This is a genomic window from Brevibacillus sp. MER 51, assembly GCF_023714195.1.
Taxonomy (GTDB): domain Bacteria; phylum Bacillota; class Bacilli; order Brevibacillales; family Brevibacillaceae; genus Brevibacillus.
The window spans coordinates 149905-175607 of sequence record NZ_JAMAUS010000009.1 but is presented as its reverse complement, the minus strand read 5'-3'; the positions used below and the strand labels follow the sequence as shown (position 1 = coordinate 175607).

Here is a 25703-nt window from a genome sequence, read left to right as displayed (position 1 = left end):
TTTTCGATTTATTTGGTATAAACGGCGGACAAATTGAGCCCAAAATGGACATGCGTCGTTTTATCAACGAGTGCTGGATCGGTCTCACGGGAAATCCGCGTCCAGAAAACTTGTTCATTTCCTGCCGCAGTATCCGGCAGGGTGAAAGAATCGCCCCACGTACCAGGCACGCCGTTTTTGTCTGTAGCGACATCTACTAGCCGCTTGTACTGATCGGTACCTGCATAGGAGGTGAGAACCCCTTGGATACCCGTAAAAGTCCCATGATGCATCGTATTTCGGGCGATCATTTTCACTTCCCTATACTGGCCTTGGAGCATATGACCGAGAAACTCCTCCGTGTTGTCTTGCAGGTGGACCTCATTTCCTTCGCCATCGATAAAAAAGAGGGTGAGAGAGGGAGAAAAGTCGTATTCGTCTCCGCCCCACATTTCCATCTGGTCGCTGGAGCTAATGATTGTTTTTCCGTCTGCTTCCGCAAAACGGAGGGAGCCAGTGAAAGGAATAGGATGCTGAGTCATATCAAAGCGAATGGATGTTTGGCTTGTCCGACACGTTTTGGAGTCGACAACGGCTCCTGTGGAATCGAGCAGCTCCACGCGGATGCCGGGGGAGAGGTTTGAGACTGTGAGAGTGGGGAGGGAGAAAACGCGGACGTGTTCTATGTCCAGATAGTCGTTTGTAGCGCTGCTGTTGAGAAAGATACCAATTTTGGGAGCAAGGCGGTTGAATTCCTCTGAACCGATGATGTGCCAGATGGCTTCGTCCTCGGACCAGTAAGCGGTGTAGGTATTGTAGTCGCGTATTAATCGAAGCCAGGGGAAGGTTTTCGCAGTGCCTTGTGAAGCATCGTAATATTCTTCGACTTGGAAAAAATCATTGTGGTTTATGAAAACAGTCAATCCGCCTGTACTTCCGGAAGCTTTTGGATTGTATGAATTTTTCATATCAAGGACGAATTGTTTCACGGGGGTAAGCGTGTCTAAAAAGAGTTGAAGCGGCTCCGCTCCGCCTTTTAAACGGAGCGAGCCTGGTGCGCCTGATAGCGACCACCTTGAAGAGTCATTTGGTGTCATGTTCCACTTGGAATCGAGGGTAATAGAATCGAAAGAATCCTCGAAGAGAAACCCCGATTTACGCCGAGAAACTACACTCATAGAAGTACCTCCTTACGTAAATAGCCATATTCGTTTGCCAATCACACATGCCTCAGGGCGTTGTTTCCAGATCGCGAGCAAGCATTTGATCAGTGCTTCGACGCATTTGTCTCCGCTGCCGGGATCGCAGTAGGGGGTGACGAGGACCTTGTCGCAGATCCAGTTGGTTAGTTTGATGTAATCTACTTCGCAACCATCCCAGACCTGTCCGCTGCTTTGCGCGATGAATTTCCATTTATACGTATGCTTGCCCGCTTCGACAGGGTAGTAGTGATCATAGAAGCCGCCTTGTTGCGTGAAAGTGTCCATTAATATGTTGTCGATATAAAATTCGAGCTTGGAGTTGAAGGGTTCGGGAATCAGCTCCCATGTTTCTGTAGCTTGGAAATCCTTGATCCGAAATGTTGTTTTATACTCTTTACCAGTGACGGCGCTGGTTGTGCCTTTTTGCTCAGTGATGAATTCAAAGCGATAGGAGGGGGAGGGGGTAGGTAGGAGGGAAGCGAGGCTAAAGGATTGCTTGCCTTCTTCCAGGAAGGTTTGTGAATGAATCAATGTTCCGTTTTGTCCATACACGTTCAAATGCATCTTGCTCCCGTTGCATCCACCCATCCAAATAGCCGTGTTTTCAGTAACCTTGAACCCAAGGACGGTACAGGATGACTTTTGGAGAGGCTTCACGTCTTCCAATTGCACATGTGCGTCCGATAGGGAAACCATGTCGTCGCATTTCGTTAAAAATCGGTAATTTACTCTGTACCTTTTTGCTTCTGGGGTATTGTTATTTAATGCAACTTCGATTAATTGCTCGTCATCACCATCGTATTCATCCTCGGAGACCAATTCGTCGGAATCCTCGTCGTAGACTCTGACACGTAATCTCGTGTCTTTGCATAAACGAACTGGATCAGGGCTTTCCCATATTTCGATGGCATCTAACCAGCACCATGAGTCGGGAGGGATTACCCATTCTGTAGCAGGTGGGGTTGGGGGAGTTCCGGTATAAGGGGTTTCTTTTTTGGGGTAGTAATGTCCGTTGGAGTCGTGACAATAATCTTCCCATTTCTCTTTGAATTTTCCTTCAGACAATCGAAATGATCCGCCATTACCGTGTAATCCGCCTTTGGTTCCAGGGCCTTTTATAAGTGTATATCGAATTTGATAGGTTTTACCTGGTGGAATGATTACCTGTATAGGATGCTCTCTCTCTGTTAGGTTGTATGGGCTCATACTGTTATAGTAGGCTGGGTATGGTTTACCTATAGATTTTCCTGTGGATTTATCGATGACTTCCATTTTTACTTCTGTCGTGTCATAAAGATCTTCTCCTTCGTTATCCCGCTGTGTGGTTGTTATTACTAAATTATTGATAGCGGCAAACTGTAGATTACCATCTACCTTATCATTATCAGGATATTCATCCTTAAAGATAAGCTGTAAATACCACTTTCTTACTGGGAATAGTCTGCCATAATCATCTAGCTTAACGAAAACATCCTTCGCTTTTGACCAATCAATATTTTTATAGTCACGAGAACTACCTGCATTTTGGTTCCAGGACCATACTAAATCACCGCTACCTTGTGGGGTGGAGGATAACACCATCTGAAAGGATGCTCGATAGCCTTTATATTCTATCCCTATTTTTGGTTCTTTACTTTTATCCAGGTCTCTTACTAAAGAAGCGAATTTACAACGAAATGTTATGATACCCCCACCAGTAAAACTAATGACGTGTTTAACCGTGTTACCTGGAACGATTGAATCTGTAAATAAAACGGGATATCCGTTTATCATTTTCAGATTTGAATTTAGTTTCAATCCGCTATAATCTAGATGAGATTTTGAAGGGGCGTTATTCGGTATGCCTGTTCCCCCAAATACTTTAAGCTTCTCGGAATACGTATAAGAGGCAAAACTAGGAGCAGTCACTTCCCGAGTGACAATTCCGCCATTTTTTGATTGCTCATGTCCCTTATAAAACATTCTTCCTGTGATACTACTAGGTAATCCACTATCGTAAAGGGAATAATCTATGTCATGATTCTTAATCCCAGCCTTGTAACATTTTTGACCCCCTTCCTCCGGGGTAAGTTCTTCAGAGCCGTCAGTACTTCCTGAACCACTGCCTCCAGCCCCTGAACCATACCCTACCTCTACTTCGATTTCTTCCATATCCTCGTAAACCCATTTCAAAGAATGCCGTCCAGCAGGGAGTGCAACTTCCCGATAAAGACCAACGGCTGATTCGTGATTTTCGTTTCCTTCCCAAATCAGTTTGCCGTTATCATATAGCTTCAACGATTCATAACGACTGTACTTTCCTCCATATTCAAAGCGGACAAAGCCAGGATTTTCCAATTCGATATCACGCAAATAAACGCGGTTTGTGGTTCCATCCTGATCCTTGACCATCAGAACACCATCATCAATATCTCCAGTATTTGATTCAGGATGATAGAGCTGGTAAATGTCTACCCATTTCCAGTTATCCCTGACATCTATGTCTCTACTCCAACGTTCGTCACCTGAATTGAAGTCCTCTGAAAAGACACGAACGTATTTGGACCGATCCGGGTCAAAGTCTGTTAAATCAATGGCTGGCTCCAGTAAAACCTTCTCTGTAAAATTCAGTGAAGCACCAGGGTTCAGTTTCACTTGATAATCGATCTCTGCCCGATTTTCAGAGGTGGTTGCCATCTTCTTACTACGGTTGTAGTCCCAATCATTGGAGCGATCTACAGAAATATAGCTTCCGAAGCGGCCACGTATTTTTTCGGAATCATCATCGTAATCAAAGTCTGTGTCCTTTTCAGCTCGAAAAGGCTCTTCCGTATAACTGTCTGTCACTCGAAAAGTAATCGTATGAGTGCCTTTGGTAAGAGGGATTTTTGCCGATTGGATCTCTTTGGTAGAGGCTGACACAAGCACCTGCTCCCCGTCTACCAGCACCTCAAGTATTTCAGAAGGGCGAAAATCACAAGCATAATCAAATTCAAACCAGCCATCGTCAAAAAGAGTAACGGTAGTGGATGCATCGCCAGTACCTTGGCGTATGGGGTCTTCCATTACCAATGCTTGCATATTGAAATCGGGATGAGACCATCTTTTCCAAACGTTTACGCCGGAAAAAGAGAAGTGTGCTGTATCCGCGTCCAAATCTGAGATAACTTGTGGATTGTAATGATCGATCGACAGCGGAGGGCAGATTAATTCTACTTCGCCCTTTACAGCGACCGTGGTCTTATCTCCGATGCGAACATCGTAAGTAATGTTAGCATCACCGGATATGGTCTCAGAGTAGTGCTCGTAGGGATCAAGTGACCATGGAGGACCATGGTGAGAAGAAGCATAACTTCCATATAGTCCGCTACCATGCATAATGCTTTGTTGAAAAGTGTCATCAAAAAAAGTGTTAACATCAAATTGATAGGGTGGAGTTACTCTCCCCATTTTATGACTCCAAGAAAAAACACCGTCACATTCGTTGTCTAGCGAGATGGAGACTTCTCTCCCATTGATCTCCTTGGTCACTTCACCGTTATAGTAAGTCGTCATGATGCTTTTGCTTGATCTGGTAAGCCATTGCCATTTGGGATCAGCAAAAGCCTTGTTCCCCAACGTATCCACATCCGGCGGCGTCTGCTCATCCAAGCTTTGCACCACCTCAACGCACTCCACATCTTTAACATAAACCGCATTTTTCCCAAACCGCCGATCACTCATCCGACGCACAAACCAATCAAACTTATACGTCTGCCCTGGCTTGACGTGAAACTTCGCTTCTTGCCAGCTGCTGTTCTGATTCCATTCCCCGCCAACCTGATTGTTGTTGATAAAAAACAGCAACCCATCGCCAGGAGCAGTGCTGGCCATGTATTTAAAACGAATAAAGCCTTGCTTTTTAAAGCGCCATTGAAAAGTCACTTTGCTGGAATTACCGTGCTTGAGAGTGGTCACATCCAGCTTCATGATGTTTTCACTCCCCGCCATCTCATTGGAGCCGACCGAGTGAACCATCTTCCATTCCTGATCTTCCGTCGAGGAGACATAGCGGAAAAGGCCATGAAACTTATCCGACAGCGGGAGGGTCCGCATATCAAATGTAGGGACTTCTTTATCGATGGCATCGTAATGATTGAGATAATAGCCGCTAAAGTGATGATAGTAAGGAGCTGGACAAACTGGCAGCGAAACATTTTGATGGGTCCCATCCGGCTGCTCGGCGTTTTTCAGGATTTTGTAAATGCAATCGCGTACCATGAGCAAGGCGCGCTGGTAGTCGTTTTTTTGCGGATCGATTTGCTGGTTGACCCACCATTCCAGGCGACGGTACATGTTCCAAAGCGCTTCGCGGCAACGAACCTTGGCATACCAATTTTTGTCCCGGACAAATTGTTCAATCATCTGATCGATCATGCTTTCGAGAGAGTCGAGATTAACCGTCTGCCAACGACCAATCTGACCCTTGCCGGGATCACCTAAGAGCGGATTCTGATAGCCAGCGTAACGATCCTCTGCACGAGGACGATTCGGGCTGTCTGGATTGTCCGGATGATTCGGGTGGAATGCGCCCTCTACCAGCGAGGAGCGCATTTTTCCGAATGTGACGTTGCCCACTGATTTAGAAAAAATGCCAAACGTATGACCCAAAATGATCACCTCTAATCGGTAAAATCGTATTGCAGGTTATGATCTACCCAGACGCGGATGCGGTTACCCGTAACCCAAACACGCAGGGTATACCATTTCTCTTTTTCCCAGGCAAACGGGTTCATCGGGGTAGAGTACATGGTTGATCTGCCGTTCTCTACCTTAAAAAGCTGCATGGGCCGCGGCATACCACTGGCGCTTCCGTCACTGACGACGAACATCCAGTAGTTCTGGTCGTTGTGATAATTGAACACGATACCAGCGCTGTCTCCATCTGCGGGCTCATCTACTTTGAAATCGACCTCAAACTGATAGTCTGTATAGGTGAAGTCGTTTCGAATGTAGCCACTCATGCCACTCATGCCACTAGAGCCCTTTGTATGGGTAAAGGTGCCTTGGTCGCGATTATGCTCCCAAGTGCCCGAGCCAAAACGGGTCCAGTTGTCTTGCCCCATCGCGAGTGCATTCATATCCGTCGTCCATGGATAGTACGCATTGAATGGATCGTGTGGATCGTATGCTTCTGGAACAGAAAAACCACCTGACCAATGCTCGGGATCATGCTCAGCTTCGAGAACATCGTTGGAGTAGTCGTAGACCAAACCTTGTCCTATTTCTTCTATACGATCTGCCCATGCTTTCTTGTAGTCGCGAACAGAAAGTAATGGTTTCTCGATATGACCTTTTCTATGATCCAATTGGCCAGCCAAGTATTCCAGGATGACAGCATCTGCGAGTTCTTTTTTACCCATGACTTGGGTGAGCAGCGAGGTAGCACGCTCTTGGTTGGAGGCGACCCAATCTGCGTTGATAACAGCTTGATCTGGTTGTTTGTAACTGAGGATAGATTCGATCAGATGAGCTGCTGCTTCCGGCTGATAGGCAATTAGTTGCTCATGCAATACCGTTTGCTCGAGCGCGAGCTTGGCATACTTTCGCCATTCATCGTCCTGCAGTTCTCCATCACGCGCGCTTTTTTCTGCCACATCGTATAAATCGACGAGGTAACTGGCTCGTTCATGCGGGGAGGTAGCGAAGAGATAGCCGCTGCACAATTCCGTGATTCTGCTGCGCAACAGTGCGGTGACCGGCAACTCGTCAAGATCGCTGGCGTGAGCGGATTTGCGGGCTGTATGCTCGTCGAACAAAAAGGACGGATCGGGTTCCATGTAACCAAATGGATTCTCAATTTGCAGCTCGGCTGGACGGAATACATCTTCGCCGACCAGTGCTTCCGTAATGGTTGAAGGGGCTGCCTCCATTTGACTGGTGATTTCCACCTCCTCAACCGTGGAAGAGAGCAATACTTCCCGTTTTCCTGTAACCCCGTCCTCCTCCAGATGCGAGAGAATCTCATTCTGGCGGGTGGACTCCCATGTCTCAAAGGAAAGAATGCCGGCTCTGTCTTGCAACGCTTTACTGAAAATGACTTCAGATTCGATCAATGCCTGAACCCGCGTCCGCACACCCTCCAAAAATTCTTCATCTACGTAAGCATCGAAAGTTTTGTTGGTCAGCGCCCATTCCATGAGTGCTTCTAAAATACTCTGACCGTCTGTCAGGCGCGAGGCAAAAATCATGTCGTCCATCAGGTGGGAAGGGAATTCTTTGGAAGCAAGGATGTCTTCCAAAAGATGAGCGGGCAGTAAGCGCAAGATGGTTGCGAAGATCATATCCTCTGCCAGGAGGCTTGGGCGTACATTTTCCAGATTGGCGAAAATGTCATCCTCATCCTGATAAAAGGATGGCTTAGGTGCTTTGCCCCCACTAAGATCGATGGCGCGTTCCTTTTCCCAAAGATGAGCAGCATGTACGAGCTGGCGATCTGCGCGAAGGTCATCTTTGATAATCGAAGTGGGACGAGAAAGATCTTTCTTTCCGAGTTCGAAGTGCTGGGGAATCCAGAGCGGATTGGTTTTCTCTCGAAGAGAATCATTGATGGGGTTGGGAACAAACAAGAGGTGACTGTTGTGTCGGGAGCTTTGTTCCAGATAGGTCATGAGCGAAGCATCTGTTTGAATTGTTCGGGTTCCCGTAATCTGTGATAGGAAAATAGCGAGCTCCGAAACTACGTCTCGATTACCAATAGCATATTCCGTGATGAGTGTGCCTGGGGATTGATAGGGACGAGTAGCATATAGTCGAGAGCGATTGATGAACAAGTCATTTTGGTATGGTCGGAAGGCTGTTGGTGAAAAGGAATCGAGGGAGAGAAGACGCGTGAAATCTCGATAGCCCCAGTCGCGATTCTGTAAAAGGGAACCACCTTGGAGCATGGTTCGAAAACCTGTAGAAGCCCGATGGATTGCTAAATCTTGCGTAGCGATCCTGCTTGCACGGTGAAGGAAGTGCAGCAAGGCGTCATACTGACGGGCTTTGAGGTAAGCCCAGTCCATGTCGCGAAGCACCTTCGTCGGTTTTGTTTTCATCCGGTGGAAGGTTTGCACGAAGTGACGGGTCATTTCAAAGACAAAATGACGCTCGCCAATGAAACGGGACCAATCCGTATACAGGGCATGTCTGTTATCCCGGCTTGAAAGAGGCAGGTTGTTCTCAATAGATAGATTGTGAGTGATTGATCTGGTTGCGTATTCTCTTTCCATCTGCACAAAAAGAGAAGCCCAAAACTTTCGCCCAGCCAAGCTTCTATCGGTATTTACGAATAAATCGAAGGCAGAGAAACGCTCGCCCGTGAACCATTCATTCATCTTTTTTCCAGCGAAACGCTTAGTCCTTGTTGCGACAGGTTGTTCTTTCCCAATGATAGCTTCGGCAAAAATGGAACGACTCGCCGATCCTTGTGGCAAATCTATATGCAGCTCATCCTTATTCACGCGTACGGACATTTGGGCAGGGTTGAGCTTTGCCATTCCTGCTGCTTTAATCCGATCTGATAAATGTACACGACGAATAACTTGTAATGGCTGCTTGATGATTCGGTCAGCATCCAGGGCATCGTCCAGAAGCAAGCTCTCTTTAAGCGGCGAGCGATCGGATACCACGACCAGTTCCATGGGATTGGCCATGCTGGTATCATTCCGAATCATATCCTGCAAAGAGTCTTGTAGATCAGCCGCAAATGATTTCTGGTTTGCGAGCAAATAATCCAGCATGACCATACTGGCACTTTGTCCGTAGGGAATATAGACGAAGGAATACTTGCGGGAGGGCGAGGTCGTGAAAGTTACTTTTCCGATATAGTTGCGAATAGAAGCGTAGTGGTCTGCAAGTCTGAATTGATAGGCTGCTAGAGAAGAAATCCCGGTCAAATGGTTCACCTCCCAAAAAGAAGGGGGAACACCAGAGATGCGTTCTAGTTTTCCCCCTTTTGCTAGCTATACGGTTTTAGAGGGACTTCTTTTAGTAGCGAACTTCCTTCAGGAAAGCGACCCCCATTTTTACGTTGGCGGAGTAGTTCATGAAATTCTGTTCGGTATTATGGTCGAAATAGCGGTACACTTCCTGCTTGTGTTTCTTGGTCGTGTCGCTCGGATCGACATCAATGATCAATTCATCCAAGTGGAGAATGTTGTTTTTCGAAACAGCAATGCAGGCATCCAAGCTGCCGCGGTATCCATCGTAGCCATGAACGACATAAATCGGGCTCAAATGGTAACGGCGTGTCCAAGCAGATGCGTTAAAGCCTTGTGGTTCCAGAAGAAGACCCGTGTCCCCGAGCTTGCTATCGGAATACGCCTTGCCCGGCTGTGGAGCTTGGGTAATGAAGGCAGGATAGTGCTTTTGGAAGCGAATGCCCGATTTTGTCGCAAGCATTTGCAAGGTGTTGTTGCCAAAAGAGGTGTATTGACCATAATCGTGTGGGGCGATCGGAGCAGCAGGCTCAGTAGCGACAGCTCCAGCCGTCAGCATGATGTTTCCAACCACATCATCCATGTTGTATTTGAACGGCTTGAGTGCGCCGACATAGAGGAAGCTCTTGCGATAATCTTCAAAGTGAACAGCCGGATCGCCAACGGCAACCAGGGAAAGGCGGTTGTTCATCACGTTCATGTACAGGTAGACTGGTTTATCAATCGTACGATCTGTCGGTTTGCCATTCACGACGAATTTCTCGTCAGCCCATTCGAAATTAACCGGATGTCCTTCTGTTGCGAAGGTTTTGGCTGTGGCATTGTAGTCTGTCAATACTTGAACCGTCAAAGAGCTGTGTTCCTTCGGGTTGGTGAAGCCTGGATTAACGAATTTCACATAAAACTCTTTGGTCTCGGTGTTAATTTTGGAGATGCCCTTTAGGACAAGCTCGGAGGTTTTGCCAGAAGCGGAATCTTTTTTGGTGAGATCGGTCATAACTGTCCAGGTCGATTTCTCCTGTGTCTCTCCAGCGGTTGCGTTATGGGGATAGTTAGTGATTTGTTCGATTTCAGATTTAATGGTATCCAGGAGCTCTTTAGAAGTGGTGATTTTTTCAATGTATTTAAAATTGGCCATGTGAAAATCCTCCTTTAATATACTTCTTTTAAAATGGCGATGGTGCAATCGGTAGGGTTGGGGGAGTACTTGAAGAAGTTTACAGGGGTATTGATTCGGAAGAATTTGTAAACCTCTGTCCAAGTTCCGGCAGCGGGGTCCTTCGGATCTTTTGGTTCCTCTGTATCTACGACGAGCTCGTCCTTGTTGATCAGATTATGGTCCTCGATTGCTACAACACTGTCGAGGTAGCCACGATAGCCTTCGAACTGGTGTACCAGATAGATCGGCGATGCATGATATTTCTTCGTCCATTTCGAACTTTGGAAGCCGTTTGCTTCGAGTACCATTTTGGACAGCTCAGGAGGGATTGTGCCCACTCCATCGTATTTGGGGAGCTGGGTAATAAAGGCAGGGTAGTACGCCTGGAAGTAAACGGAGCTACGGGTTTGCAGCATGGAGAAGGAGTACATGCCGTTGGAAGTATAGCGTCCCCAGCCCGAATAGTTAGGATTGGTGTCCTGCTTGATGTCGGCTGGAAGGAAGCCTGATTTTTCCTTGGTTAAATCACCCATGCCGACTGTGATGCCAAAATTGCCTTTGTGATCATAGTCAGCAAAAGGAATGGTTTTTCCGATATAAGCAAAGCTGCTGTAGTAAGCGTCCATATCAGGTGAAGGATCACCTTCAATTACGATGGCTACCCGATCATTGCTGACGGAGAGGTTGTATTCGACCCAATAGTCAGGGCGACGTTTCTTGTTCGGTACCCAGGAGACGACAGAGTCAGCGCCGTAGAAAAAGTGGGAGGAAGGGCTTTTAATTTCGACCTTGTCGTCGTAATCGAGTGCCCATGCTTCGTGAGGTGGGATGTATTTGTCGGTATCATCAGGATTGTTCCATTTGTTGTATTGAAGTTCAGCTTGTTTTTGATCGAGGACGACCGGGACTTTGCCGGGAATAACTGTGCTCATATCGCAGGCAAGCTGGTACGTATCGGCAGAGTTTCCAACCGGATTTTTGCCTGTGAAGCCTTTGCCGTAGGACACATCCAGGTAGTTGTACTGCTGGATGGGATGCTTCAACATGACGAAGTAGTCGTTAGACGTTTGGCCTGAAGGTACGTCAGGAACGGCTTTTAAGACGACAGTGCGGTCGTAGTGATGGACGGGGTTGGCAATGTATTTGACCATTCCGAATTTGTAGGGAGTGGGAGTAACATTTGTCCAGATACCACCAGATGTGTAATAAGCAGTCCATTTCCCTTTTGCCAAAACATCATTCCAATCAGATGGAACTTGGGTGATCACTTGATATTCATTCCATTCGTCACCATCAGTAAAAGTTTGACCGTCTAATTCATACTTGCCTTGTTGAACAGCAAAGCATTTCTTACCGACCGTGTTGGCGGGATCAGTATCATCGACATTAATAACCAGTAGTCCAGGAATAGATAGAGTTACATCTTTGCCTTCATCATCTTTATAGACAAACTCTCTTACCTGAATTTTTTTGCCCGATTTTACATTACTAGAATTAAGAGTTTCGTAGATATAACCGTCTGCATCTACTAGAGGAACACCTCCATAAGATACTAACTCCCGCACATCCGGCAAAACATAAACCGGATAAGTCTTCCCATCCGTATGCTTGTACGTCCCTTGCGTATTCGCAACAGTCGTCTTCTGATACGTAACCCACTTATCTTCATTAACCTCAAACACCTTTTCCCAGCGGTTCTTAGTATCCGGGATTTTGGCATTGACGATTTCATCAGCCAGCTTGTTGATGAGCAAATCGGCTGTGACCTCGCCCTCGATCCAAGCTACTTGTTTACTAGGCATCCATACGCCTCCTTTACAGTTTCTTGCGTAAAAATTTCACATTGTACCAAACTTTCTTTTCCGTACCTGAAATGTTGTGGAAGTCAAAGCGGACTTGCGCATTTGGCTTCAACGGATAGACGATCCCAAAGCTGTTTCCCATCGAGACGGACTCCGGGAGCTCTTTGGTATAAATCGTTTCACAGACCTTCACGCCGTCCAGACTCAGCTCCCAGTAATCGCCGACGCAGTAGTTATTGGTAGCAAACGCCACGGATAAAAATTCTGTCGGGTAGGGAAGGGCATAGGTATCGGAAAAGACTTGCTTGGACGCAGTCACATCAATCATGCGTCCGCGAATGAAGGGCTCGGTAAATTTGGAAAAGTGCGGGTAGGGGAGCTCACGTACTTTGTCGATCACGCCCCCGCCCGAATAAACAACGGAGAAGCCCACTTGTACTCACCTCTCTTTCTCTATACGAAGGACATCGGTGCCAGTTAAGAGGCCCCTCGTATCATAGAGTAGACGGATCAGATAAGATCCTACCGTTTTTCCGTCAGGTGCGAAGCCCGCAGCGGTAACCGAGGTCAAGCGCCAAAGAGAATAGTACTCCCAGTCTGGATGGAGCTGATCGACTTCAAGCGGGAAGGTGGTCGTGTCTGTAGAGCCAAACGTGAGGGAAATATCCAGCATGTAGCCAGACTCATAGAATAGCTTTGCACCCGTGACCTTTTCCGGATCGAGGGGATGCTCTCGGATTAGACGTACAGAGGGTTCCTCGACGAACGGGTCTGCTGTGACTGTCGTGGTACGGTGGACTTCATCACGGATCAGATCGAGGATCGGATAAATCAAATAATCATTCGCAATCCCAGCCATTACACAATCGCCCCCTCGTTGTTGCTCCAAAATAAATCGAGGATTTGCATATAGCCGTTCTGCGCATCGAACATCGAACGGATTCCTTTGATGGTATACGCTTCGCGGGTGGTTGTATTAGAGTCGATAATGTAAATACGATCGAGGACATCCAAGGCAGGGTTGCCAGGGATGGAAATTTGCAGCGTACGGCACAATCGTTTTATATCAAAAAATGTTCGTCGCGCGGCCTGTCGCTTCAATTCGTCTGTCTTCGCAGAGGGAACGTGCCTCACGCCTGTGCGGACCTCGCCTTTTAACTCCATCAAAATCTCGGTATCTACGAAATGACCCGCCTTATTTTCTTCGTCCAAAATGACAAGATGGCTCCTGCCACGGGAAAAATCGATCGTCTTATGAATCGTGATCAAATTATCGTGCTCCGTAAAAGTAGCCACAATTGGCCGATTCATATCAATCTCTTCCAAGCGATACGTACCATAACGGTCACAATAGGAACGGAATTCTGTATCTTTCATGATTTCCGCGATGGCTTCTCCGACTTTGTATTGATACGATTCGAATTTGCGTCCGGGCGGCTCAATAAAAGGATTTTTCCAACCCTTTGGGGTCAAAATGGATTCGGCATCGACTTCCACAAATTCGCCCTCTTTATCGGGCACAGCCTTGAAAACCTTGCCTGTTGCCTGCGTCACGTGGGTATAGCTTGTCTCTTGTACAATGGCATAGGGGTAGTAAATGTCTTGCGGATTGCTACGCCAGCCGTACATTCCTGCATGGGCAATCAAGTCTTGTACAATGGCGGATTTGAGGTAGGCGGCTTTGGCAGTTGGTTCAGTTGGGACAGGTGCGGTACCCGCCCATTCAGGGATCGAATCAAATTCCGTGCTGGAACGGAACTTTTGATAGATTTGCCACACGCTGTTATACCAATTCGTATCACTCGCCCATTGGTAAGCCCCCTTGTCTCCTCCTTGCCAAAAATATTTGACGTCGTCGACTGATTGGAAGCGCCAACCTTTGCTTGCCATGGCCTCCCGATAGCGAACGGCTCCGCGGTAGAGCTGTCGCTCGATCCCTTGGTATTGCGGATCGCATTTTTCACCGGTATAGCATCCATACCCGAGAATGAAGTCTCCTGGAGGCAGACCTTTCCCCAGCGTCCCCATTTTGGTTTCGTGCTCCGCAACGGCTAACAGAAATTTATAATCGAGCTCTGGACCCTGCTGCTTGGCCTGCTTTTTGGCCATCGAGATAATTTTGTCCCGACGAGACATCGAGGAAAAAACATTGGTATCATGTGCGGCAGAATGTCCGATGTCTGGGGGATATTGCTTGTCCTCAGTAATTACCTTGTTCAAAATCTTCTTGTACATATCGCGGCAGTAAATGGTCATGGTCGATTCCTCGCCATTTAAATCGAGCTTGTCGATCAGCCCAGTAAACACGCGCATTAAATTCAGGCCATAGCCCATGTAGATCCGAACAGGAGTATTTTCGGAGAGGACACCGACATGGAATCCATTCACAAAATAAGACCAAGGGGTTTCCTTGTAGGTTTCGGGAAAGTAAAACGGATTATAGTCCGGGCTGTAGTAGCCGTTCGGGTTTGAAATCGTGATTCGTGCCTCACAGGAATCCATTTCAAACTGGTCGTCCATTTCGATGTGGGTAATATTGTCCAGAGTTAGGGTGTCCATATAGACGAACTTTCCGACCTGGAGCGATACTTTTCGCGGCTGTCCAGGCATGAAGGTGCTCGTAATTTCCCGTTCCTCAAAAAACTCCTGCTGCACCGTCGGATCGACTTTGTCTTTGTTCCCGTACAGGTCGGGGCGCCCTTGCAATTCCTTGATCTGAATGTACTGGAGGGAAAAACGATTGACTTGTTTTCCATTCCAGAACAGCTCTATACGAATTTCCATTTCGCCATTGGGAAAGGGGATATCACGAATCTCTACGTTTTCTGTCCCGGAGAATTTGTTGACCTTGATTTGCATTTTTCCATTGAAAAAAACGCGCAGCTCGCCGGCACCTTCACCGAAGTTAGTGGAGAACCCCATGCTAAAAATGCCGGGGTGAACGGAGGTCAGCTTGAGATTCATGCCAGTCGTTACGGTTGGGGAGGGGAAGACGGTCTTGTACCCTTTGGGATCAAAGGTAAAGGTGAGATTGCTATGCTCCGTCGAGCTTCTCTCGATCATGGATAGCTTTTTGGTTAGCTCGTCTACTTTGTAGACAGATTTTGAGTGCCACGTATTATTGGTAAACCGTTCCTCAAAAAGAGTTGCTCCTGGCGTTCCAACATAGGTGGCATCGGTTGTGACTCCTGCACCGTTATTGGAAGAGGCAGCAAACAGATACTTCGAACCATTCATATAAGGAAACGGATCGATAACGGCTTTTCCATTCCAGACCTCAAAGTGCAGATGAGCTCCTCTTCCTTTGGAGCGGGGGGAATTGGGATCGTCATAGGTGCCCATGTCCGTAACGCCGGCAGAGCGGACGTCTCCTGTATTGCCGCTTTTCCCGATAATAGTGCCTTGCGTGACATAATCCCCTGTTTTGACGTGGATTTCGCTCATATGGGCGTAACGGGTCCATATGCCATCCGCATGCTGAATTTCTACGCGAAAGCCAAAGCTCGTATATTTTTCAGACATAGTCACTTTTGTTACTTTGCCAGCCCAGGCAGCTTTGATAGGTGTACCGACTGGACAAGCGATATCAATCCCTTGGTGGTTGCGGTTGTCGCCCATATAGGCTGTAATATCTCGGATGCTTTTGCCCTCAACAGGAAAGACAAAGGGGATCTTGGAGAGAGCAGTTCCCCCGTCTCCTGAACCATCTTGAATAATGGTGCGGGTCAATGTTTTCTCTTCCCGCGGATCACTCATAATGAAATCGAGTTCTTCGGTACGGCCTGGCACGAAGACGAGTCGATCTACCTCGACGCGGCACGAGGGCTTCGATAATTCTCCGAGTTTGAGTCTCTCGGAGAGAATTCTACGCAGCTCATTGGACATCGTTTGCATGAAAGCACCTCCTATTTAAACCGTTCCAGGGACCATTTTCGAAAGCGATTCAAAAAAGAGACGGCCTGTGCCCGGGTAAGTAACGAGTAAGGCATAAACCATTTTTCTTTGTCTTCCGCGTTCGATGACGATACCTCGTACATATGGTTGACGACAGCCGCTCCATCGACGAAATTGTTGATCGCAATGCCTTCGATCAAGTAATCTCCGTTGCCAAACCGCTCGTCTTCCATAGAAAGGACGGATGGTGCCCACCATGAAGGCTTGCTGCCAGTCATACCACCGTTTAGCGCAATTTTTTCCCCGGTGTTGCTGTTGTACATATACTTTTCGCGCCCGACATCTTCAAAGCGGGTACTCGTCTCTTTGACATAAAAGAAATGAACGTTTTTACCTGCCTCAAGCGGCATGTTGAACAGTACCGTATGATCATCAAATTCTTGATAATCGGAACTGCTCACCACTTTTTCATCCACTTTGATGGCAAGTTGCTTCTTACCTGCAGGATAAGTACCGTTCAGGCGAAAAACACGTTGCCCCTCGTATGCCGTATAGGATTCATCCAACCGCTGTGTGGGAGGCTGTGAATCCGTAAAGCGTTGGTAAAAAGAGCGCCGAAGCCGGTCAATGAGCAGAAAAGCCTCTGCCCGATTGATGTAGGCATTGGGAAAGAAGCGGTCGTTTCTCCATACGCCAGGACTTTTCACCGAAAAATATCCGCCTCGCATAAACAGAGCGCCGTTTTCGTAGCTGTTGTAGATGAAGCGCACCTGTACGCCGTTTAAATTGTAAGGAAGATAAATCGTTGCACCTGGAGCAGGACTGACCATGTAGACATCTTGCTTGAGTCCGATATATTTTTTGGCGAGTTCTTGGGCAGGTGTCGATTTCCATTCCTCTTCTGGCACATCCATTCGCTTCAAGGAGCGACCATATGCGTACAAATACTCGTTGAATTGACGACTGAACGGATTGTAGAAATACGTGTCTCCGTTATCGAGGCGTTTGTTCGGGTAAGCAAAGGAAGAGGAGTTGGGGGGGATCGGTTTGCCAAAACGGTCCAAGGCAGGCTTGCCGAAGCTGGAAAAGGCGACAACCGAGTTGGCAGATGGTGCGTAATACAGCTCGACGTCCGTTTTGTTCGGGTCAGTTTGATTTGGCCGAATTTCTTTGAAAAGGGTTTGTGTGCCGTCAATATAGACAAAGAGGGGGTTATCTGCACCCGGTGTCAATTTGGCTGCGAGCGTAAAAACTTTTTGTCCGGTGGAGCCCTTTTGCTCCTCATACAGGTAAGGAGCATTGCTTTCAAAGGAGCCATAAGCAATTCCTTGAATGAACGGTTCTCCGTCAGCCATCAAGTAATTGCTGGCCTCCATTACTTCATTAAAAAACCAGTCTTTTTCATTCACATCAGCCCAGCTGATCATTTTCATCACCTCCTATATAGAGTAGACAGAAACCCGGAACAGCCTCAGCTATTCCCGAATCATCCGCTCTACCAGCCGCCTTGTCCGATTCAAAAAAGCAATAAATTCGGCACGCGTCACGAAATCATTGGGGCGGAAATAAATGACGGGCTTCCCATCTCGGGTAATGACCGTGATTAGCCCGAGATCGGCCATTTCCTCGATGTTTTTTTGCGCCCAATGTCCTTCAATATCTTGAAACTGAAAGCGTGATTCGCGCTCAATTGAGTCTTTTTTGATGAGGATCAGATCGACGGTTACGCTGTAGCGCCGCCCTGCCTCAAGTACTTGGGGGGTAATAGATTCTGCGCTTCCGAGAAAAATGCTTCCCTTTTCATCGTAAAACTTGTGGGTCCAGCCTGCGTAGCTCAAGTAATCGTTATACGATTCCTTGTCTGGAAAAAGCAAGGTCAATGAACATTGGTAGCTGCTAAAACCGGAGTGGTGGATGTGCGAGGGAGCGTTAATGATTTTGATTTCGCGCAAGGAAGGCTGGGGGCTTGGCGGAGAATACGGCTCGATGAGTCGGGCGTTTACTTCCATGAACTCAAAGCCATTATCAAGGAACAGCTTTTTTTTGTATCGCTGATTGGCAGTGCCAAAGGCGTATTGTTGGGTCATTTCTGTACCTCCTTACAATCTCGTGTAGCTCGTGGCGATTCCAGAGCGGACTTGTTGGCTCAATTCGGTGGAAAGGCTTGCTTGTGTATTGCGAACGGCTTCGCTGACGGTTGAGCCGAGGCGTTGGAGGTCAGCTTCCGTTCCGCTCATGTTGGCGATGGTAATGTTCACATTGCTGTCGCCGCCATAGGTAAAGTCGTAGGTGCTATGTGTTCCATTGGCTGTTTGCATGCCCCAGTAGGTCAGTGGCTGCAAGCCGTCGGGCATGTTGAAGGTTCCTTTGGTGGGCTGCTTGGACATATTCAGGGATACGAGATTGTCGTATTTGGCTTTTTCGAGGCCTTTTTTAAAGTCCTCAATGCTTTTCTTGAATGTCTCGTTGTTTTGGTTCTCGGCCAAAAGACGATCCATGTCAGAATTCCCAGCATCTAACGACTCAATAGTACTGCGTAAATATTCTTCCTCGAGTTTCTTAATGACTTCAGAATTGGCACTGTGACCAGCTAAGAGTGCTTTGCTTCGGTCAATGTAATACTGATGCTCTTTATTTGCCAGGTCAGAGCTCACTTTGCTCATCGCAGATTCAATTTTGGTGCCGGCTGTATGGTTGGTTTTATCGAGGTTAATTTGTTCATATGAAGCGTCTAAGCCCGCAAGTGTAAATTGTCCTACTAGTTTGGCGTCGCTATTGTCAGGAATATTCTTGATGAGGCTTTCCAGTAAAAAACGAGTTGTTCTGTTATTTGCTCTTCTACCATCTTGGTACTTTGCAAATAAGTCTAGAATTTCCTGGGAATCCTCTGTTTTGCCCTCGGACAAAAGTTTGCTCTTTTCTAGTTCGTATTTGGCTTTGAGATTTCTGTCATTATGGTCAAGTTTTTCCAGATGATAACCAACTACTTCCTTGCCAAGGTCGAGTGTTTTAACCTCTTTCCATGAAGTAATGGGGGTATTGTCCAACTTGGAGCCGTCGCCATCGATATCGATAAGCTTAGAGTTCTTATCTTTCTCCTCCAGTTTTTTGTTATCGGATTTCGTTTTTTCGAATTCAAGGTCAGCTTCCTTCTCGTCTAGCTGAAGCGTTTTATTTAACTCTTCTTTGAGCCTAGCACCGTCGTATTTATCACCGGCTTGCAAGGCTTTCGAGTAATCGCTCCATGAAGGGGCAGTGCCACCCATGAGGTTGATTGCACTATCTGTAACAGCATTAAAAGCTGTTGATATATAACCCATAGCTTTTAAAACAGGAGGCATTTTGTCAATATTCATGATGTCAGCCGCGAGGTTTTTTTGGTTATCCAAGACCCTGCTTTGTCGCTGGGAGTCGGACATAAACAAAGGCTGTAACCAGTCTTTGTTAAAAGTATCCAAGAACGAGAGCGCCGTTAAACCAGCACCTAAGACACCTGCGCCTTTAAAAAATTTTCCAGCATTTTTTAATCCTTTTCGCCATGCTGGTACACTCTTGGCTGCATCATCGACAGAAGTTGAAGCAGCTTTGCCTGCTTTGGATGGGGCTTTTGGAGTGGAGTCTGTCTCATCCGTATCGCTCTTTTTTTCGGCAGATTTAGGTTTAGGTTTAGATTCCGATTTAGGTTTAGATTCAGAATCGGTTTCAGAATCGGTTTCAGAATCGGTTTCAGAATCGGTTTCAGAGTCGGAGTCGGAGTCAGAGTCAGAGTCAGCTTCTTTCTTATCCTCCTTCTTTTTGCCTTTAAACATCTTGTCCCGTATCTTCGTCTTGAAATCACCAGATAATTCGTCAAAAAGGAGAGCAGCAACAGGAGCGAGTCTGCTTGCGGTAGAGGATGAGTTGCCAGCGGCTGGGGTTGAGGAAGCAGCCTGAGGACCCGCTGCGGCAGTCGGAGGTTTGGGTACAGCCGTGGACAGTGCTTCTGTCAATTCATTTAAGGCTTCCCGTGTTTTCTGGAGTTGTTCCTCCTGCTGCTTCAAATCGCTTGTCATGTCCGTGATCTGCTGGTCAGTAGTGATAGACGTATCAGCAAGGGCACGCAGCTTCTCATCCAGCGAGGAGACGGCAGGAATCAAGGTGGTAATCGTGTTCTGCAAACCACCGAATGCCCGTTGGGTCAAGTAAATTCGACTGGTGAGCAAATGTGCCTGACGCTCTACATCGCGCATCTTCAGCCAGAGCAGATGCAACTGTTTCAGCAGCTTTTTCTCTTCTGCAATCAATGCCCTTAGCAATCGATCATTGTACGGATACAAATCTTGTACCTTTTTCTGTTCCAACCTGTTGCGAATCAATCGAGTGCGGGCTGCCTGATAAGAAGACAGATTTTGCAATTGCCAGGACTGGATCTCCATTGCTTCTTGTGTAAAGGGAGAAGAGGATTGACCAAGCAGTGTGGTAACGCGTTCTTGTCTTCGCTGCTCACTTCCTTCATGAAGATTGCGCCGGGCTTTGACGTAGGCAGCTTTTCCGCCGTATTGATCCGCATCCCCAGCATTTTTCAACAGTCGTACAGCGAGCGATAATTGGCTCTGGCTTTCTCTCATGCGCTGAAGGAGGTGGACCAAAAGCGTGGGAAAGCTGCCGGGCTGATTTTTAAACATATCGAATGCGTCAAGGGAGGTTGCCTGCCAGATGGTTTGCATCCGGGTTTGGGGAGCAAAAGGGTCATCTGGTAACAGAGCTGCTTTCTCCCGAATATCGGCTACCGTTGCATGCGGGTCATTTGATTGGCGAGAGGACGTATAGTAGGCTCTGGTTACTTCTTCAAGGCTGACGGCATGTGTTAGTGCAATATCCCGCAGGTCTTGTTTGACTCCGGATCGCAAGTATTCGCGCAAAGCAAGTGCTACTTCTTCCACTTGTTTTTGATCCGTCGTTCGTCCTGAAAGGCGTGCATGCGCCAAATCCATCATATTTGTATCTTTGAATAAAAAATTGCGCTCTGCCTTTTTTAACAGGCGGTTCAAAGATTTCGCTGACTCCCAATTTTCGATATCCATCGAGGTGATAAGCGTGTGAAGGCCGCTGCTCATCATGTTTTGCAACACATCTACGGCAGCCTCTTCCCATGCTTGTGGATGGAGGGTGCTTCTCGTACCGTATGCTTTTTCCGTTCTTTTAACGGGAGCATCAGGAACAGTAGCAAAGCGGAACGGGGAAATGGCTCCTGTGCTTACGGACAGCCGGGAAGCAGAAGCAGCATGGAAAACTGGCTGAGACTCGTACTTACGGGAAAAGCTGAGCGGCTTCGACTCAATGTCGCGTATCATCTGGCGTAATTCATACAGTTGCTGATTGATTGCTTGAAAAAAGGGGGTTGCTTGCTCCGCTCGAAATGCGGATGCCGACGGCCCTACAGAACTCCGTGCAGCACTCGTTATGGAGCGGAGGGCATCGGTCAATCGTTGGGTTTCCATGAATATCACCTTCCTCAAAAGAAAAATCCCGTTCTGGTCTTAGAATAGACAGAAACGGGTTATAGACCACCTAACACTTTGCCAAGTACGGCAATATCGTCTTCGGAAATTTCCTGATAGTCTTGCGAACTAGATGCATGGGGAGAACTGGAAGTAGAATTCGTACCCTTTCTTCGCAAGAAAGGAAAACCCATGCGTGTTTCTACCTCAAATTGAATGTATTTGTTCACTCTCTTCATTAATTCTGCTACTTGGGGAAGGGTGTACTCCCAAATATCCCATTTCTTCAAACCACAGTCCTTATGGAGATGAAAAAATAGGTCGCCCCAATCAAGTGGCTCACCAGATTCCGTATCGCGAATGGTGGAACTGTCACCCTCGCCACTCTCTACTTTTTTAAGCCGTTTAGACCAATGAGAATGTTAATAAGCTTTTTGGCCGTCTCCAAATCACAATGTTCATCCAAGTACTCACGAGTAACCGTAGGGTAGTTGCGAAAGCCCAGAAGCAGGATATCGAATAAGTCTTCTTCCTTGTTTTCATACGGGAGAAAATTAAGGATAATCGCGTCGATATGAACGGTTCCTAGCTTTTTCATCAGGAGGCGGGCGTCTTTTAAGGTCACAGGCGGAATCCGGTAGGTTTTGCCGTCACGCAGCATGATTTCACTATCATCTTCAAAGAAAATAGCCTCTACTAGATCAGCCTCCTGCTGTTTTTTGATCCGCTCTACAGCTTCCTGGTTCATCATCTCTGCGTGTTTTTTTTCCAGATCTTCTTGGTGGTTTAGCACGGAAGAATCCCTCCTTGAACAATAGTAGATTGTATTTGTTAAATATATCTACTTGCTAAAATGCGTTGTCGTTCGCTATGATTCGTTGTAAGTTATTCCCTTTAAAAAAGGAAGGCAAGAGCGAAGAGCACGGAGCTCTCCACTCAGCCTGATTAACCTCGAAAGAGTTACACTTTTTTGGTCGATACGAAGCGTTTCACACTGCCTAGCTTGCCATCTGCTCGCTCTGGATCAATAACGGACAAGGAAATAGCGGAAGTACTGGCTGTGGAGCGGGCCGCATCGATCGAGAAGCTGCCTTTTGCCATGCAGGAGAACAGCTCTGTCTCAATGCCTGCATAGGTTCCATCCTTTTGCAGGAAGGAGCCGTGATGGACGACATGAACCGGGAATGGCACTTCATCCATCAAAATGTCGACGACGTCTACGGTTTCGGTTCGCTGATAGTTGAATACCACATCTTCATTAAGCAGGGCTGGGGAGAAGATAAGACGCGTTTTATTTTCACTGCCATCCTGGAATGTATCCACCATGAATTCGTCAGCTTTTGGAGCAGCAGACGTGCTCAAGTTTACTTGCTTCAACAGGCGATTGCTATTTTTCAGACGAACAGCAAATCCGCCACCGTTGAAGAGCTTGCCGCCAAACTCGACTTCACAAACACCAGCGTCACTACCAGCGGAAGCTGTGCGATCCAGGCTGCCAGCAGTAACTGCTTTTTGCTCACCCAGTACATACACATAGTCGCTCTTTTGCTCTTGCAGCTTGGAGCCCATCATCAGTTCGAGAGCCGCCAGATCAAATTTGGCATCCGTTGCGGTAATCTCAATGCTTTTGGATTTGACGAGAGTGTCAATGGCGAAGAGCCCATCGCCGCCAAAGATATCCTCCATTTCAACATTCATGTCAATTTTCAGGTCCTGCATATTACCAAGTGTAATGACTTCGACGCCATTTCCATCCTTGGAAGCGCGTTTGGCAAGAAATTGACCGACACCTTTGATAATCATTTTTTTAGACAATGAAAGTCACTCCTTCTAAATAGGGGATTTGGTTTCTGTTGCTGTATCGTGTGAAAAGGGAACCGCGATCAGCTTGTCATAGGATAGACGGGGTTTTGAAATGTCTAACAAACTTGCAAAGTAAACTTCGTGATCAGTGTGAAACAGTACGCAGAGGAATGATCCGTATCGGATTCCTGCTGCGAGACAACATAGGTGTCCAAACCTTCTATTCCATTCATTGATAAGCTTTTGCCGTCTAAGAGATGGAAAAGATGGTTCGCGATTTGATGCGCCAGCTCGATATCGCCAGGCGTGATCACATCCAATCGGAAAAAGCTGGTGAGAAGGAGCGGATTATCGGTGTCGCGCTTTCCAGAAATTGCGTAGAAGGAAAGGAGAGGCTTTGCAACATCAGATAGCTGGGCGGGCTTTCTTTGCTTGATTATCTGCTTGGATTGGGAGTCCTTGTCTTCTGGAGCAATGCCGAGTAATCCCAGCAATTGGCTATCCGTAGAAAGTAATTCATAGAGATGATGATAGAGATCGACAACCATGAATGATTCACCCCCTTTTGATGGGAATTTTTTGGAACAAAATGTGCTCCTTCTACGTTCATAGGTTAGACAGATGGGGAAGATGTCTCCCTTGGAATACATATTCGGTCGTAAATAGCCAGGAGGTCATAACATTGAGAAGTGATAGGATACAAGTCATCATTCAACAAACGAAGGAAAAACTGTCTGCGAAGGCGCTGGAAGATCATGAAGCCGTTGTCGGGATTATGGCGATGGCCAAAAACTTCATGATAAATGAAGAAAGTGTGCGTCACATTATTCACGAGGTTTTTGATGGAGATAAGGAACGGATGGCACAGGCATTGACAGTAGCCAGCCATTTGATAGATGAAAGTTTGATACAAAAAATCATCTCAGATGTAAAGTAAGCCCGTCCACTGCGGGCTTTTTCTTTTTATAGGGAGATAACTCATTCGAAACTGTCTATTCTATTTCAAACGAATAAGAATCGAGGGATAAGAGTGAGAGATTCCAAAAAAGCCGTATTGTATGTCGTAATTATTGCTGCATTAGCTGAGTTTCTACTAGGAGAGGATATTGATCGCGAAGGCTGGGAGGAGCTCAGTGACGCACTTGGCATGCTGGGAATGGATCTGAATGAGGTTTTCTCAGAAAATGATTCCTTGCTGCTTGGACTTCAAAAAGTTTGTCAGGAATTTGGGAAGATGAATATCACAGAGGAAATGATAGAGGAATTATACGTAGAGGACCAGCTGGAATAAACGGCTGGTTTTTTTATTTCAAAATCCGCTTAATACATCGCTAATCGCTTCGTATAGATTCGACAACAGGCAAAAGGAGGGGAGAAACCATGTACTATCAGATTAGTTTTTCGGCAGATGGAGAGCAGGTGCAGGTCATGAAATATATGTCGACCCAAGACACACCTATAGCCGTTTTGGAAGAGTTCTTTCGCGAGCATGTTCAAGTGAATCCTGAGTCCTTAAAAGGAATTGGGATTGTCAGGATCGGTGGGTAGTATGGCCTGCCAGGGATGTGATTATGAAAAAGCCTGCCAAAAGAAAATGACAGTCAATGACATCGTGTTGTCAGCAAAGGAACAGGATGTCGTGCCCATGACTTGTCGTTGTGTGGTTCATGACATTTGCCGCGATTGCCAATGGTACATCAAGCGCCAGTGTGCTTCATGGAAGATTTTGAATGGAAAAGTATTCACGGCTGGTACCTTGCAAACTTGTCCGAAAAAAGTTTTAAAAACTGGTTGCTAAAACCTTCCTCCCATTACCTAGTGTGATAGAGCAACTGTGAATAGGAGCATGAGGAGGGGATGAAGTACATGACAGATCAACTTCACCAGATGGACGAGTTATTTTTCGCAGGGAAAGTCGATGATTTTTTACAGAAGGCAAAGGAAAACTGTGAAGCCAAACTGACCGGAATGACGTTTGCTGGAATGACCCACGATGATGTCGTTCAGGAGGTTCTCTTAAAGGTGTATCGCACAATGAAGGATTACGACCAGGAAAAAGCCAGAGTGACTACCTTTGTCGATCACGTGATTACGAATAAAATTCGCGACTGCTTGCGAAAAGCCGGCACGCAAAAAAACCTGACAAACAGTAATGCAGTTCTTGTTTCGGATGGAGATGAGAATGAAGAGGAAACGATGATCAGCCGTATTGCTGCTCCGATTGAGGAGTTTCGATATGAGGAAGTTGAGATGATGATCGACATCATGGAGTATATGAAGCTGTCCACCCGAGACAAGCTGATTCTCCAGATGAGAAGCGAAGGCTATTACCATGAGGAAATTGGCCAGAGATTCAATATCAGCAAGGAAAGAGTGTGTCAAATCATCAAGGCGATTTTAAAGCAGTACGGTGAGCTGTGAACATACACAAATAATCGATGAAA

General features: G+C 46.8%; 20 protein-coding genes. 5 read left to right on the top strand and 15 right to left on the bottom strand.

Annotated features, from left to right (window positions below; genetic code table 11):
• Positions 1-8: 8 nt before the first annotated feature.
• Positions 9-1157 (bottom strand): beta-xylosidase family glycoside hydrolase, encoded by a 1149-nt coding sequence (locus M3630_RS20005; RefSeq protein WP_251253258.1) that lies wholly within the window; start codon positions 1155-1157, stop codon positions 9-11.
• Positions 1158-1169: 12 nt separating this feature from the next.
• Positions 1170-5129 carry a hypothetical protein gene (locus M3630_RS20000; protein WP_251253257.1) on the bottom strand — a complete coding sequence of 1320 codons (3960 nt, stop codon included), beginning with the start codon at positions 5127-5129 and terminating at the stop codon, positions 1170-1172.
• 93 nt (positions 5130-5222) lie between these two features.
• On the opposite strand from M3630_RS20000, the gene M3630_RS19995 reads away from it, so the two are divergent.
• On the top strand, positions 5223-5642 hold the full coding sequence (locus tag M3630_RS19995) for a hypothetical protein (RefSeq protein WP_251253256.1): 420 nt from the start codon (positions 5223-5225) through the stop codon (positions 5640-5642).
• Positions 5643-5821: 179 nt separating this feature from the next.
• On the opposite strand, the gene M3630_RS19990 is transcribed toward M3630_RS19995, so the two are convergent.
• From M3630_RS19990 to M3630_RS19930, 13 genes are all read right to left on the bottom strand, one after another.
• Positions 5822-9088 (bottom strand): DUF1080 domain-containing protein, encoded by a 3267-nt coding sequence (locus M3630_RS19990; protein ID WP_251253255.1) that lies wholly within the window; start codon positions 9086-9088, stop codon positions 5822-5824.
• 82 nt (positions 9089-9170) lie between these two features.
• Complete coding sequence (locus M3630_RS19985; protein WP_251253254.1) at positions 9171-10259, bottom strand: hypothetical protein; 1089 nt, start codon at positions 10257-10259, stop codon at positions 9171-9173.
• Positions 10260-10273: 14 nt separating this feature from the next.
• Complete coding sequence (locus M3630_RS19980) at positions 10274-12082, bottom strand: hypothetical protein (RefSeq protein WP_251253253.1); 1809 nt, start codon at positions 12080-12082, stop codon at positions 10274-10276.
• 13 nt (positions 12083-12095) lie between these two features.
• Positions 12096-12515, bottom strand: a complete 420-nt coding sequence (locus tag M3630_RS19975) for a hypothetical protein (RefSeq protein WP_047072281.1) — start codon at positions 12513-12515, stop codon at positions 12096-12098.
• Positions 12516-12521: 6 nt separating this feature from the next.
• Positions 12522-12941 carry a hypothetical protein gene (locus M3630_RS19970; protein ID WP_173610651.1) on the bottom strand — a complete coding sequence of 140 codons (420 nt, stop codon included), beginning with the start codon at positions 12939-12941 and terminating at the stop codon, positions 12522-12524.
• Entirely contained in the window at positions 12941-15976 is a 3036-nt protein-coding gene (locus M3630_RS19965; RefSeq protein ID WP_251253252.1) for a M23 family metallopeptidase, read from the bottom strand. Before M3630_RS19965 ends, M3630_RS19970 begins: the two co-directional genes overlap by 1 nt.
• A gap of 11 nt (positions 15977-15987) precedes the next feature.
• Positions 15988-17403, bottom strand: coding sequence for a hypothetical protein (locus tag M3630_RS19960; protein WP_251253251.1), 1416 nt, complete (start codon positions 17401-17403; stop codon positions 15988-15990).
• 48 nt (positions 17404-17451) lie between these two features.
• The gene (locus M3630_RS19955) at positions 17452-18063 is read right to left on the bottom strand and encodes an S-layer homology domain-containing protein (RefSeq protein ID WP_251253250.1); all 612 of its coding nucleotides are present in this window, start codon (positions 18061-18063) and stop codon (positions 17452-17454) included.
• Between the two features lie 12 nt (positions 18064-18075).
• Positions 18076-21456: a hypothetical protein gene (locus tag M3630_RS19950; RefSeq protein ID WP_251253249.1), complete on the bottom strand. Its 3381-nt coding sequence runs from the start codon at positions 21454-21456 to the stop codon at positions 18076-18078.
• 59 nt (positions 21457-21515) lie between these two features.
• Positions 21516-21746, bottom strand: a complete 231-nt coding sequence (locus M3630_RS19945) for a hypothetical protein (RefSeq protein ID WP_229087933.1) — start codon at positions 21744-21746, stop codon at positions 21516-21518.
• 98 nt (positions 21747-21844) lie between these two features.
• Positions 21845-22249 (bottom strand): hypothetical protein, encoded by a 405-nt coding sequence (locus M3630_RS19940; RefSeq protein ID WP_251253248.1) that lies wholly within the window; start codon positions 22247-22249, stop codon positions 21845-21847.
• Between the two features lie 167 nt (positions 22250-22416).
• Entirely contained in the window at positions 22417-23271 is an 855-nt protein-coding gene (locus M3630_RS19935) for a hypothetical protein (protein WP_173610646.1), read from the bottom strand.
• 104 nt (positions 23272-23375) lie between these two features.
• Positions 23376-23807, bottom strand: a complete 432-nt coding sequence (locus tag M3630_RS19930; RefSeq protein WP_251253247.1) for a hypothetical protein — start codon at positions 23805-23807, stop codon at positions 23376-23378.
• 134 nt (positions 23808-23941) lie between these two features.
• Between M3630_RS19930 and M3630_RS19925 the strand changes: the two genes are divergently transcribed.
• The 4 genes from M3630_RS19925 (at position 23942) to M3630_RS19910 (ending at position 25680) form a co-directional block, all read left to right on the top strand.
• Positions 23942-24196, top strand: coding sequence for a hypothetical protein (locus M3630_RS19925; RefSeq protein ID WP_251253246.1), 255 nt, complete (start codon positions 23942-23944; stop codon positions 24194-24196).
• A gap of 93 nt (positions 24197-24289) precedes the next feature.
• On the top strand, positions 24290-24550 hold the full coding sequence (locus M3630_RS19920) for a hypothetical protein (RefSeq protein WP_221866807.1): 261 nt from the start codon (positions 24290-24292) through the stop codon (positions 24548-24550).
• A gap of 89 nt (positions 24551-24639) precedes the next feature.
• A complete protein-coding gene (locus M3630_RS19915) occupies positions 24640-24807 on the top strand; it encodes a hypothetical protein (RefSeq protein ID WP_251253245.1) in 168 nt (55 codons plus the stop codon).
• 318 nt (positions 24808-25125) lie between these two features.
• Positions 25126-25680, top strand: coding sequence for an RNA polymerase sigma factor (locus M3630_RS19910; protein ID WP_047072266.1), 555 nt, complete (start codon positions 25126-25128; stop codon positions 25678-25680).
• Positions 25681-25703 lie beyond the last annotated feature (23 nt).